Source organism: Streptomyces sp. NRRL F-525 (assembly GCF_000716605.1).
Lineage (GTDB): Bacteria > Actinomycetota > Actinomycetes > Streptomycetales > Streptomycetaceae > Streptomyces.
Genome location: NZ_JNXE01000028.1, coordinates 100,534 through 113,167 on the forward strand (window position 1 = coordinate 100,534; position 12,634 = coordinate 113,167).

Here is a 12,634-nt window from a genome sequence, read left to right on the forward strand (position 1 = left end):
CATAGGATTCGGTCTCGTCCCCCCAGACCGTCCGCCGCACTTTGTCGATCGTTTCCCCTGTTATCCCTGGAGGCCAAGCCGTGTCAAAGCCGCCGTTCACGCACCTGCATGTCCACACCCAGTACTCGCTCCTGGACGGTGCCGCGCGGCTGAAGGACATGTTCGACGCGTGCAACGAGATGGGCATGACCCATATCGCGATGTCCGACCACGGCAACCTGCACGGGGCCTACGACTTCTTCCACACGGCGAAGAAGGCGGGCGTCACCCCGATCATCGGCATCGAGGCGTACGTCGCCCCCGAGTCGCGGCGCAACAAGCGCAAGATCCAGTGGGGCCAGCCGCACCAGAAGCGCGACGACGTGTCCGGTTCCGGTGGTTACACCCACAAGACGATCTGGGCGGCGAACAAGACGGGCCTGCACAACCTCTTCAAGCTGTCCTCGGACGCGTACGCCGAGGGCTGGCTCCAGAAGTGGCCGCGCATGGACAAGGAGACCATCTCCCAGTGGTCCGAGGGGCTCATCGCCTCCACCGGCTGCCCCTCCGGCGAGCTCCAGACCCGGCTGCGCCTGGGCCAGTACGACGAGGCCCTGAAGGCGGCGGCCGAGTACCAGGACATCTTCGGCAAGGACCGTTACTTCCTGGAGCTGATGGACCACGGCATCGAGATCGAACACCGGGTCCGTGACGGCCTGTTGGACATCGGCAAGAAGCTCGGCATCCCGCCCCTGGTGACGAACGACTCGCACTACACGTACGCCCACGAGTCGGTCGCGCACGACGCCCTGCTCTGCATCCAGACCGGCAAGAACCTCTCCGACCCGGACCGCTTCCGCTTCGACGGCACCGGCTACTACCTGAAGTCCACCGACGAGATGTACGCCGTCGACTCCTCGGACGCCTGGCAGGAGGGCTGCCGCAACACCCTCCTGGTCGCCGAACAGATCGACACCTCCGGCATGTTCGAGGCCAAGAACCTCATGCCCAAGTTCGACATCCCGGACGGGTTCACCGAGGTCACCTGGTTCAAGGAGGAGGTGCGCCGGGGCATGGAGCGCCGTTTCCCGAACGGCATCCCCGACGACCGCCAGAAGCAGGCGGACTACGAGATGGACGTCATCATCCAGATGGGGTTCCCGGGCTACTTCCTCGTCGTCGCCGACTTCATCATGTGGGCGAAGAACAACGGCATCGCGGTCGGCCCCGGCCGTGGTTCCGCGGCCGGTTCGATCGTCGCGTACGCCATGGGCATCACCGACCTCGACCCGATCCCGCACGGCCTGATCTTCGAGCGGTTCCTGAACCCCGAGCGCGTCTCCATGCCCGATGTCGACATCGACTTCGACGAGCGTCGGCGCGTCGAGGTGATCCGGTACGTGACGGAGAAGTACGGCGCCGACAAGGTCGCCATGATCGGCACCTACGGCAAGATCAAGGCCAAGAACGCCATCAAGGACTCCGCGCGCGTGCTGGGCTACCCGTACGCGATGGGCGACCGGCTCACCAAGGCGATGCCCGCCGACGTCCTCGGCAAGGGCATCGACCTCTCCGGCATCACCGACCCCAAGCACCCCCGCTACGGCGAGGCGGGCGAGATCCGCGGGATGTACGAGAACGAGCCGGACGTCAAGAAGGTCATCGACACCGCCAAGGGCGTCGAGGGCCTGGTCCGGCAGATGGGCGTGCACGCGGCCGGCGTCATCATGTCCAGCGAGCCCATCGTCGACCACGCCCCGGTGTGGGTCCGCCACACGGACGGCGTGACCATCACGCAGTGGGACTACCCGCAGTGCGAGTCGCTCGGCCTGCTGAAGATGGACTTCCTGGGCCTGCGCAACCTCACGATCATGGACGACGCCATCAAGATGGTGAAGTCCAACAAGGGCATCGACCTGGAGATGCTCGCCCTCCCGCTCGACGACCCCAAGACCTTCGAACTGCTCTGCCGCGGCGACACGTTGGGCGTCTTCCAGTTCGACGGCGGCCCGATGCGCTCGCTGCTGCGCCAGATGCAGCCCGACAACTTCGAGGACATCTCCGCCGTGTCGGCCCTGTACCGCCCGGGCCCGATGGGCATGAACTCGCACATCAACTACGCCGAGCGCAAGAACAAGCGCCAGGAGATCACCCCGATCCACAAGGAGCTGGAGGAGCCCCTCGAGGAGGTCCTCGCGGTGACCTACGGCCTGATCGTGTACCAGGAGCAGGTGCAGAAGGCCGCCCAGATCGTCGCCGGTTACTCGCTCGGCGAGGCCGACATCCTGCGCCGCGTGATGGGCAAGAAGAAGCCCGACGAGCTGGCGAAGAACTTCACCATCTTCCAGGCGGGCGCCAAGAAGAACGGCTACAGCGACGAGGCGATCCAGGGCCTGTGGGACGTCCTGGTCCCCTTCGCGGGCTACGCGTTCAACAAGGCGCACTCCGCCGCGTACGGCCTGGTCTCGTACTGGACCGCCTACCTGAAGGCCAACTACCCGGCCGAGTACATGGCGGCGCTGCTCACCTCGGTCAAGGACGACAAGGACAAGTCCGCGATCTACCTGAACGAGTGCCGCCGCATGAAGATCAAGGTGCTCCCGCCGAACGTCAACGAGTCGGTGCACAACTTCGCCGCCCAGGGCGACGACGTGATCCTCTTCGGCCTGGAGGCCGTGCGCAACGTCGGTACGAACGTGGTGGATTCGATCATCCGGTCCCGCAAGGCGAAGGGGAAGTACGGCTCGTTCCCCGACTACCTGGACAAGGTCGAGGCCGCCGCCTGCAACAAGCGGACCACCGAATCCCTCATCAAGGCCGGGGCGTTCGACACCCTGGGGCACACCCGCAAGGGCCTCACCGCGCACTTCGAGCCGATGATCGACAACGTGGTGGCGGTCAAGCGCAAGGAGGCCGAGGGGCAGTTCGACCTCTTCGGGGGCATGGGCGAGGAGGACACCAGCGAGCCCGGCTTCGGACTCGACGTGGAGTTCACCACCGACGAGTGGGAGAAGACGTATCTCCTCGCCCAGGAGCGGGAGATGCTCGGTCTGTACGTCTCCGACCACCCGCTCTTCGGCCTGGAGCACGTGCTGTCCGACAAGGCCGACGCGGGCATCGCCCAGCTCACCGGAGGTGAGCACGGGGACGGCGCGGTCGTCACCATCGGCGGCATCATCTCGGGCCTCCAGCGCAAGATGACCAAGCAGGGCAACGCCTGGGCGATCGCCACCGTCGAGGACCTCGCGGGCTCCATCGAGTGCATGTTCTTCCCGGCGTCCTACCAGCTGGTGTCGACCCAACTCGTCGAGGACACCATCGTGTTCGTCAAGGGCCGCCTCGACAAGCGCGAGGACGTGCCGCGCCTGGTCGCGATGGAGATGCAGGTCCCGGACGTGTCGAACGTGGGCACCAACGCGCCCGTGATCCTCACCATCCCGGCGACCCGGGTCACTCCGCCGATGGTCAGCAGGCTCGGTGAGATCCTCAGCCACCACCGGGGCGACAGCGAGGTCCGCATCAAGCTCCAGGGCCCGACCAAGACCACGATCCTGCGTCTGGACAAGCACCGGGTGAAGCCCGACCCGGCGCTGTTCGGCGACTTGAAGGTGCTGCTCGGCGCGGCCTGCCTGGCGGGCTAGCAACAGGCGTACGGACAGGACTGAGGGGCGCATCCGCCAACGGATGCGCCCCTCAGTCGTTCAACAACCCTTAAAGCAGGCCTCAGTTGTGACCGAAGCGCTTCTGCTTGCCCTTGCGGGCCATGTCGCTCGGCGTCGCCTGGGATATGCGCTGTTCGGCCTGTGCCTCCATCGAGGACGACGTGGCCTGCTCCTGGGCGCGCTCGGACTGCGGCTGCTTGCGGTCACGGTGCTTGTTCTTGGCCATGGTGATCTGCCTCCTGAGGGGGATCTAGGGGCCAGGGCCGCGACCAGATTCACATAGCCTGACGAAGAACGCATTTCGGATAATTACCGTGTGTGACATGGTTGGTGCGAGAGAGCAGCCCCGAAACGCCACGCCGAAGATCGAGTTCGGGCCGTTAACCCCTGCGCGGTCGGGCAGACTCGAAGCAAGCCCGAAGTGAACCGACCGGGAAGAGGGTGAGTCGCGTGGACCGCTGCATCGTCCTGGTGGACGCCGGGTATCTGCTGGGGGCCGCTGCGAGTCTCCTCGCCGGAGAACCCTCGCGTTCCAGGATCACCGTCGATCACGCCGCCCTCATCCAGGGCCTGCGCGAGCGCGCCGAGTCCGACACCGAACGACCCCTGCTGCGCATCTACTGGTTCGACGGCGCCCCCGACCGCGTCCCCCAGCCCGAGCACCGCAGGCTCCGCGTGATGCCCCGCGTGACCGTCCGCCTCGGCGCCCTGACCCGCAGCGACGGCCGCTGGGCGCAGAAGGGCGTCGACGCCGCCATGCACGCCGAGCTGACCGAGCTGGCCCGCAACCGCGCCTGCTCCGACGTCGTCCTCGTCACCGGCGACGGCGACCTGCTGCCGGGCATGATGGCCGCCAAGGAGCACGGCGTCGCCGTACACCTGTGGGCCGTGCAGGCCGCGGACGGGGACTACAACCAGTCCGAGGACCTGGTCGCCGAGGCCGACGAGCGGCGGGTGCTGGACCGGACCTGGATCACCAAGGCCGTACGGGCGAAGGATCTCGGCGGGGTGTGCGCGCCGCCACCCGTGCCGCGGCCGGAGATCGCCGCGATCCTGTCCGCGCCGCTGCCCGAGTCCGCGCCGGCCGCGCGTGAGCGGCCGGCCGAGGAGAGCGAGCACGCGACCGCCGCGGCCGGATCCGAGAACGGCTCGCAGGAGCGGGTGCCCGCGCCCAAGGGCGTGCCCACCCCGAAGGACCTGGCGAGCTTGAAGGCCCCCGGTGCCGCCGCGCCGGCGCAGCAGCCCGCGAGCGCGACCCTGCGCTGGTCCTCCGACAAAGGGTGGGTCGACCGGCCGGGCGGCGCCGCCGAGCCGCCCGAGGTCGCCTCGATGCCGACGCTCGCGCAGCTGACCACCGCCGAGCAGCGTTGGGCCGACCGCGAGGAGGACATCACCACGGTCGGCGGCGACCCCTACGAAGTGGGCCAGGTCTTCGCCCGCCGCTGGATGGGCCGCCTCGGCGACCACGGCAGCCACCTGCAGAAGCTGTCCGGGATGTACCCCCGCGTCCCGCACCGCATCGACGGTGAACTCCTGCGCTACGCCGCCCGGTTCGGCCTCCTCGCGCACAAGGACGACCAGATCGACGAGCACGACCGGTACGCGATCCGGGCCGGTTTCTGGCGCGAGATCGACGTACGGACGGCCGCGGAGCACGCGCCCGCCGGGGAGTGAGCGCAGCCGGCCGGGCCGCGCGGTGGCGGGACGGCTTTACCGGCGATTGTGCCGTTCTCGACCGACCCGCGAACGGGCGGGGCTCCCGGACCCCGTAGTCTCGTCCCGTGAGTACGCGCGCGGGACAGGCACTTCGACACGGTGATGATGTCGTGTGTGCGGTGCGCGGGCTCAGCAAGACCTATCCGGCGGTGCGCGGACGGCGCGGTGCGCCGGGAACCCCCGAGGTGCGGGCCACCGACGACGTGACCCTCGACATCCGCCGGGGCGAGATCTTCGGACTGCTCGGCCCGAACGGCGCCGGCAAGTCCACCCTCGTACGCCAGCTGACCGGGCTCATGCGGCCCGACGCCGGCAGCGTCGAGATCCTCGGCCACGACATCGTCCGCCACCCCGAGCGGGCCGCGCGGATCCTCGCCTACCTCGGCCAGGAGTCCTCCGCCCTCGACGAACTCACCGTGTCGCTCGCCGCCGAGACCACCGCCCGGCTGCGCGGCCTGGAGCTGCGCGAGGCGCGGGCCGAACGGGACGCCGTACTGGACGAGTTGGGGCTTACGGCCATTGCCGGGCGGCCGCTGAAGAAGCTGTCCGGTGGGCAGCGGCGGCTGGCGTGTGTCGCCGCCGCGCTGGTCGGGGAGCGGCCGCTGCTGGTGCTCGACGAGCCGACCACCGGGATGGATCCGGTGGCGCGCAGGGCCGTGTGGTCCGCCGTCGACCGGCGCCGGGCCGAGCGCGGGTCCACCGTGCTGCTCGTCACCCACAACGTCATCGAGGCCGAGACGGTCCTCGACCGGGTCGCCGTCCTCGACCAGGGCAAGGTCATCGCCTGCGACACCCCCGCCGGGCTCAAGGAACAGGTCGCGGGCGAGGTGCGGGTCGAGCTGGTGTGGCGGGAGAAGCCGCCGCTGGACGTCCCGGAGGTCGCCGCGCTGCGGGACCGGGCCGTCGAGTCCGGCCGCCGCTGGACGCTGCGGCTGGCCCCCGAGGAGGCCCGGGTGGCCGTCGCCACGGTGACCGGCGGGGCGGCCTTCGCGGCCCTCGACGACTTCACGCTGGCCACGCCCAGCCTGGAGGACGTGTATCTGACGCTGGGCGGGAACGCGCAGGGGCTGGTGAAGGCATGAGTGCACGGGCCGTCGTATCCGTATGGGACAGGGCGAATGTCGTTGTATCCGTAGGGGACAGGGCGTCTGCCGGCGTCGAGAGGAGCAGCGCGACGTGAGTGTCGTATCCGCCGATGTTCTGCCGAGTGGTCCCCTGGCCGTGCCGGAGGCCACCGCCTCGGGCGCGGCCGAGCTGGGGCCGAAGGCGAGGCTGTGGCCGTCCATGGCCGCCGTGTACCGGGCGCAGCTGTCCCGGGCGCGGGTCGCGCGGATCCCGCTGCTGTTCGTGGCGACCTTCCAGTCGGTCGGCATCCTGATCATGATGCGCGGGGTCGTCGACGGCGGGAGCCACGACGCCCGGTTCGTGGTCGCCGGCTCGTCCGTGCTCGTCGTCGCCTACGTCGGGCTCAACCTCCTCGCGCAGTACTTCGGGCAGCTGCGCGGCAGCGGCGGGCTCGACCACTACGCCACCCTGCCGGTGCCGCCCGCGGCCGTGGTGCTGGGCGCGGCGGGGGCGTACGCCTCCTTCACCGTGCCGGGGACCGCGCTGACCGCCGTCTTCGGGTGCGTGCTGTTCGGGCTGCCGATGGGGAACATCTGGATCCTGGCGGCGGTGATCCCGCTCGCGGGGGCCGCGCTCGCCGGACTCGGGGCGGCGCTGGGGCTGCTGGCTCCTCGGCCCGAACTCGCCACGCTGCTCGGGCAGTTGGGGATGTCCGCGGCCCTGTTGCTGGGTGTGCTGCCCGCTGATCGGATGCCGGACGCGGTGCGGTTCCTGCGGGATCTGGTGCCCTCGACGTACGGCGTGGAGGCGTTCGCGCAGACGTTCGCGGCGCATCCGGACTGGGCGCTCGTCCTCGGTGACCTCGCCGTATGCGCCGGGGTCGGGGTCGTTTCGCTGGCCGTCGCCGCCTGGGCATACCGTCGGGCTGCCGTCCGGTGACGCGCCGCACAGCCGGGCCTGGCACGATGGCATTGTGACCGCACCGCTGACTCCGCCTCCGCCGCCGCGTGACCAGTCCCCGCACGATGCGTGGCAGCCGCCGGGTGACCCCAATTCCCCGGATTCCCCGGGTGCCACGGACGCCCCCGGTGAGCCGGGGGCCGGGTATCCCGTGTACGCCCCGCAGGAAGCGTCCTACGGGGCGGACGGGCCCGGGATCAAGACCGAGCTGATCGAGGCCGTGGTCGTCACCGTCGCCTCGGCGGTCGGCGGGGTGTTGCTTGGGGTGTTGTGGTGGTGGCTGGCGCCGCATGTTCCGCTGGTCGGGGACGTGGTCGACAAGAGCTGGGTCGTCTACCTCAAGGACTCCGAGGGTGAGCAGGCCGTGGGGGTGGACGGAACGTTCACTCTGCTTGCCGTCGCTTTTGGGGTCGTGAGCGCGCTTGTCGTCTTTTTGTTGCGGCGGCGTGGGGGAGTGCCGCTGGTCGCAGCGCTGGCTCTGGGTGGGTTGCTCGCCGCGTTCATCGCCTGGCGGCTGGGGATGTGGTTCGGGCCTACCAAGGATGTGCTCGCGCATGCCAAGGCTGTGGGTAAGGGGGTTACGTTCTCCGCGCCGCTGAAGATGGGGGCGAAGGGGGCGTTGCTGGCCTGGCCGGTGGCCGCGCTGGTCGTTCATCTGGGGCTGACGGCGTTGTTCGGGCCTCGGGATCCTGAGCCGGGGTATGTGCAGCAGGGGGTTGGGCCTACGGATGGGTACGGGGCTCCTCTGTCCTAGGTTTTCTCGCCCCCGCCGCCCCTACCCGTCCCATCCCCAGGGGCTGCCGCCCCTTCCGCCCCGCCTGGGGGCTGCGCCCCCAGACCCCCATCGGCCTGGACGGCCTCGTCCTCAAACGCCGGACGGGCTGGATGTGGCGGCCTGCGTTGGGAAGTCACGCCCGCCCGACCGGTGCCCGAAACGCCTACGCCGGCCTCCGCCCGTGGTTTGCCCTGTGCTTCCTGATGCGCCACTTTCGTTTCCGCGTTTTCTTCGACATGTCTCTTCCTCTTAACCGAGGACAGGGAGGGCGTCGAGGGGTCACGCACGGCCGATGGGGGCCAGTACCGCGGCGGTGAGGGTTTTCAGGTCGTCGGGGGTGAGTTCCACCTCCAGGCCGCGGCGGCCTGCCGAGACGCAGATCGTGGGGTGGGTGGTGGCTGAGGCGTCCAGGACCGTGCGGAGTTTTTTGCGTTGGCCCAGGGGGGAGATGCCGCCTCGGACGTAGCCCGTGGTGCGTTCGGCGAGGGTGGGGTCGGCCATCGTGGCGCGTTTGCCGCCTACCGCTGAGGCGAGGGCCTTCAGGTCCAGTTGGCCCGCCACCGGGACCACGGCGACCGTCAGGGTGCCGTCCACGTCCGCCAGCAGGGTTTTGAAGACCCGGTCCGGGGAGACGCCCATCGCCTCGGCCGCCTCCTCGCCGTAGGAGGGGTGGGAGGGGTCGTGGTCGTAGGCGTGGAGTTCGTACGGCACCCCCGCGGTCGTCAGGGCGACCGTCGCCGGGGTGCCGCCCGACTGTTGCTGTTTCTGCTTCTTGGCCATCAGGGGACTCCCGCGTCAGTTCAGGCTTGTCGGGCCTCGGGTCAGGTCCGATGCCGGTAGGGACGGCAGGTTACGGATGATGGCCGTCTCGGAGCGAAGGAGTTTCAGTTCGTCGCGCAGGCGGGAGGCGGTGTCGGGGGCTTGGAGGAGGCGTTGTTTTGTGCCCGTGTCGAGCATCATTGCCGCCGCCACCAGGTAGGAGACGACCGCCGGTTCGTCCGGGAGTTCGGCCTCACCCGTGGACAGGGTGCGTTCGCGGGCGCCCGCCAGGCGTTTCTGGTACTGGCGGAACGCGCGTAGCACGCCCTCAGCCAGCGCGCCCGCCTCGTCGCCCTTCTCCTCGGGCAGCTCCTCCAGCTCGGCCGTCAGGAACGGGCCCGAGGCGTCCACGGAGAGCAGGCGCATGCGGGTCGTGCCGGTGGCCAGTACCTCGAAGGTGCCGTCGGCGCGTTCGCGGATCGTGGCCGCGTCGGCCACGCAGCCCACCGAGTGGAAGGCCTTGAGCGGGTCGGGGCCGAAGCCGGCGGCGGGCCCGCGGTCGGGCACGGCCGTCTGGTCGGGCATGCCCGGGGCGGTCGATGCCACCTCGTGGCCGTCGCGGATGGCCACGACGGCGAATCGGCGCGAATCCTCCTCAGGGGTCTTGAGCAGATCGCGCATCATGGCGCGATAGCGCTCCTCGAAAATGTTCAGAGGAAGCACGAGCCCCGGGAACAGAACCGAGTTCAGGGGGAAGAGCGGCAGCCGGACGGTGGTCACGGCGCAAAAGCCTAATGGTCGCCGGAGCGGGCACGTCCGCCGTGCTCACTCCGTGGATACCCGGGTGCGTCCTCGAACGCCCACGGCTGGGTCGGAATCGCCCGCAGGGCCGGGGGAACCGGGCCGCCCAGGGGCACGTCCGCGGCCACCGCCATGCGGACGCCGTCCCGGACTTCGAGGAACTGGCCGAGCGGGTCGTCGGATATCCGGTCCCAGGGGAACGACGTGGCGTACGGGCCGATCAGGCGGAGTTGGTCGAGAGCGTCCGTCCATCGTTCCAGGCGGACAAGGACGTAGGTCAGGAGGTTGCGGACCTCTGCGGGCCACGGGTCCGCCGCCGCGTACGTGGCCGAGAGGGCGATCGCCAGGTCGGCCGCCGCGTCCAGGCGGGCGCGGGGGACCGTGGGACCGCAGCCGTCGGTCAGGCACGCGAAGGCCGCCCGGACCGGCAGGGCCTGGACGAGCGAGCCGGGCAGGGCGTCCTGCGCGGCCGGTTCGGCGAAGTCGAAGCACTCGCGGTGGGAGCAGCGGGCGGTGTGGGGCGTGTCGCCCCACTGCGCGCAGCAGGCCGTGGACAGGTACTGGAGGGCGGCCACATGGCAGCCGTAGTGGTGCGGGGAGCGGCGGACCGCCTCGCCCCACAGCCGTTCGAACTCGGCGTGCCCGGCGTTCGTGCCCCGCGCCCGGTCCAGCGCGATCCGCCACGGCACCGGGTCGCGCGGCTCGGCCTCGGCCGCCGCCGTGATCAGCGGGCTCAGCTCACGGAGGAGTTCGGCGCGGGCCGGCGACTCCCAGCCGCGGTCCATCGCCAGCTGGGCCGTGAGGAGGAGCGCGTCCGGGTTCCGCGGGGCGGCCGCGCACCAGTCGTCCAGCCACTCCGGGCGGCTGCGGGCGAACGCGGCGAGCCGGCGTGTGTGGCGGTCGCGGTCCTCCCACTCCGCCGACGCGCGCGAGGCGGCCAGCAGCTCGGAGGCGGGCCCGTACTCGCCGCGCCCGGCCGCGACCAGCGCCGGGCCGAGCCGGTCGTCGGGGGCGTCGAGGAGGACCTCGTCGTCGGCCGGCAGCCCGGCGGCGAGCCGCGAGGTGTTCCTTGCCATCCGGGCGGTGCGGATGAACGCGCGCAGCAGAGCCATGGTGTCGACCATTGAAAGACCGCCGATCCGGAGTGCGCCAGACCGTTTGACCACCCGGCTGAAAGTTGTACGCGCTTCGGTCAAGCCCAGGCAAAAGGTGACTGTTGCTCAACTGTTCGAGTGCTGTGCGCGCGGGCTTCCGAGGGCCCGCTAGCCGCGTCTGAGCAGCCGTGTGGCGCCCGCCGCGACCGTCGTGGCAAGGATCCACCCCAGCAGGATCAGCGCCACCGACAGCCACTGCCAGCCGCCGTGCAGCTGCCACTGGCCCGCCTGCCCCAGGTCGATCACCGGCAGCAGCAGGTCCAGCGCGAACAGGGCGGGGCTCCACGGCGGATGCCCGTTCGTGTTCACCGGCGCGTGGTCGGCGTGCGCGAAGGCCAGCGAACTCGCCGCCCACAACACCGCCATCCACACGGCGGCCCGGCCCGGCCGGTACCCGTAGGCGACCGTCCAGTCCTGCACGAACCCCCACACCTTGGCCGCGATCGGCAGGCTCTCCCGGCGCCGCCGCTGCTTGGCGAGCAGCACCTCGCGCGCGTCCTCGTCCTCACCGGCGTTGCGCAGCACGGTCGCGAGCCGCTCGTACGGCTCCGGGGCGTACTCGGCGGTCGCCGCCGCCACCCAGTCGAGACGCGCGTCCAGCGGGAACGGGCCCTGCGGTACGAGGTTCTCGTACACGAAGCCGCCCATGTGGAGGTTGCCGGGAGCCGGCCAACTGGTCGCCGCGTCAATCAGGTTGACCACCCGCGCCCCCGACAGCACCACCTTCCCGCGTTGGGGCTTCTCGCCGAGGAAGCGCAACTCCGGCGCCTGGACGCGCAGTAGGGACAGCTCCTGGTCGTCCGTGAACGTGAACCGGGCCCGCTCCAGGTCCACCGCGTCCCCGAACCGCCCGTCGTCCAGCCGCACCCCGCCCTGGCACGAGAAACGCTGAATGCGGGTCCCGCGCGCGGGAGTTGTACCGCTCAGCCAGGGACCGCCGACACCGGCCGGGGTCAGGTACAGGGTGCGGCCCACGGTCAACTGGGGCGCGTTCAGGGCGAGTCGGCCGTACGGGTTGGCCAGCCGGGCACCGCGCAGACTCAGCGAGACGCCCACCTTGGCGCTGCGCAGGCTCAACTCACCGTGCGATTCCAGGAGTTCGGCTTGCAGATCCTGCCCTACGGTCATGCCGTCGGCGGCGATCGAACGCCCGGTGCGGTCCCGGTAGACGATCGCCTGGTTCAGCAGCAGGTCGGTGCCGATGTGCGCGTCGGTCAGCCGTACGCCGTTGTGGAAGCGGCAGCGCGGCAGATGCAGGTCACCCTCCGTGTGCACCCGCGCCGCCTCCAGCCGCGGCACCGAGCAGTCCACCAGCCGTACGGTCTGGAAGCGGGCTTCCGGCAGCAGCACCTCCCGCTCGAAACGGCAGCCCTTCAGCTCGACGTACGGCGTGACGGTGCCGCCCGCCAGGTCCAGGACGCCGCTGATCTGCACGCCGGTGAGTTTCAGGGAGGCCACCCGGCCCGACAGCGCGGGCGGTCCGTCGAGGAGCAGCCAGCACACGAACCGCGCCCGCACGGTCCGCTCCGGGCCCCACGGATGTCCGCCGTGCGGATCGTCGACGACACTGTCGCCGCTGCTCAGGTCGTACACGCTGCCGTTGCGGAAGGCCTGCCACATACCGGCCTCGGCGGCGGTCGCATCGTCCGGCACATCCCCCGCGCGGATGCCGGCACCCTCGGTCACTGCTCTTTCATCCCTCTCAACTACTCACGGGTTTCGCACAGCAGTTCATGCCCGCTGAGTAACCCCCGGAACACTAG

General features: G+C 70.3%; 10 protein-coding genes. 5 read left to right on the forward strand and 5 right to left on the reverse strand.

Going from position 1 to position 12,634, the window contains the following annotated elements; translation table 11 throughout:
• Window positions 1–80: 80 nt before the first annotated feature.
• Window positions 81–3,620 carry a DNA polymerase III subunit alpha gene (gene dnaE, locus OO69_RS32695; RefSeq protein WP_033284478.1) on the forward strand — a complete coding sequence of 1,180 codons (3,540 nt, stop codon included), beginning with the start codon at window positions 81–83 and terminating at the stop codon, window positions 3,618–3,620.
• An 82-nt stretch (window positions 3,621–3,702) separates the two neighbouring features.
• On the opposite strand, the gene OO69_RS52600 is transcribed toward dnaE, so the two are convergent.
• Window positions 3,703–3,867 (reverse strand): hypothetical protein, encoded by a 165-nt coding sequence (locus tag OO69_RS52600; RefSeq protein ID WP_019067731.1) that lies wholly within the window; start codon window positions 3,865–3,867, stop codon window positions 3,703–3,705.
• Window positions 3,868–4,091: 224 nt separating this feature from the next.
• Here OO69_RS52600 and OO69_RS32700 point away from each other — a divergent pair, with 224 nt between their 5' ends.
• The 4 genes from OO69_RS32700 (at window position 4,092) to OO69_RS53150 (ending at window position 8,136) form a co-directional block, all read left to right on the forward strand.
• Window positions 4,092–5,315: an NYN domain-containing protein gene (locus tag OO69_RS32700; RefSeq protein WP_033284479.1), complete on the forward strand. Its 1,224-nt coding sequence runs from the start codon at window positions 4,092–4,094 to the stop codon at window positions 5,313–5,315.
• A 152-nt stretch (window positions 5,316–5,467) separates the two neighbouring features.
• A complete protein-coding gene (locus OO69_RS32705) occupies window positions 5,468–6,439 on the forward strand; it encodes an ABC transporter ATP-binding protein (RefSeq protein ID WP_033284480.1) in 972 nt (323 codons plus the stop codon).
• 94 nt (window positions 6,440–6,533) lie between these two features.
• Complete coding sequence (locus tag OO69_RS32710) at window positions 6,534–7,361, forward strand: ABC transporter permease (protein WP_033284481.1); 828 nt, start codon at window positions 6,534–6,536, stop codon at window positions 7,359–7,361.
• 34 nt (window positions 7,362–7,395) lie between these two features.
• Window positions 7,396–8,136 carry a hypothetical protein gene (locus OO69_RS53150; RefSeq protein WP_033284482.1) on the forward strand — a complete coding sequence of 247 codons (741 nt, stop codon included), beginning with the start codon at window positions 7,396–7,398 and terminating at the stop codon, window positions 8,134–8,136.
• Window positions 8,137–8,436: 300 nt separating this feature from the next.
• Here the strand turns inward: OO69_RS53150 and ybaK are convergent, their stop codons facing one another.
• From ybaK to OO69_RS32735, 4 genes are all read right to left on the reverse strand, one after another.
• The gene (gene ybaK, locus OO69_RS32720) at window positions 8,437–8,937 is read right to left on the reverse strand and encodes a Cys-tRNA(Pro) deacylase (RefSeq protein WP_033284483.1); all 501 of its coding nucleotides are present in this window, start codon (window positions 8,935–8,937) and stop codon (window positions 8,437–8,439) included.
• Window positions 8,938–8,952: 15 nt separating this feature from the next.
• A complete protein-coding gene (locus OO69_RS32725; RefSeq protein WP_033284484.1) occupies window positions 8,953–9,696 on the reverse strand; it encodes an LON peptidase substrate-binding domain-containing protein in 744 nt (247 codons plus the stop codon).
• A gap of 11 nt (window positions 9,697–9,707) precedes the next feature.
• Window positions 9,708–10,841, reverse strand: a complete 1,134-nt coding sequence (locus tag OO69_RS32730) for a hypothetical protein (RefSeq protein ID WP_051801339.1) — start codon at window positions 10,839–10,841, stop codon at window positions 9,708–9,710.
• 138 nt (window positions 10,842–10,979) lie between these two features.
• Window positions 10,980–12,557, reverse strand: a complete 1,578-nt coding sequence (locus tag OO69_RS32735; protein WP_033284485.1) for a hypothetical protein — start codon at window positions 12,555–12,557, stop codon at window positions 10,980–10,982.
• Window positions 12,558–12,634: the final 77 nt, after the last annotated feature.

Bases quoted from the DNA above. Each gene is read 5' to 3' on its own strand.
- OO69_RS52600 (WP_019067731.1), bottom strand. From the start codon at position 3,867: ATGGCCAAGAACAAGCACCGTGACCGCAAGCAGCCGCAGTCCGAGCGC.
- ybaK (WP_033284483.1), bottom strand. From the start codon at position 8,937: ATGGCCAAGAAGCAGAAACAGCAACAGTCGGGCGGCACCCCGGCGACG.
- OO69_RS32730 (WP_051801339.1), bottom strand. From the start codon at position 10,841: ATGGTCGACACCATGGCTCTGCTGCGCGCGTTCATCCGCACCGCCCGG.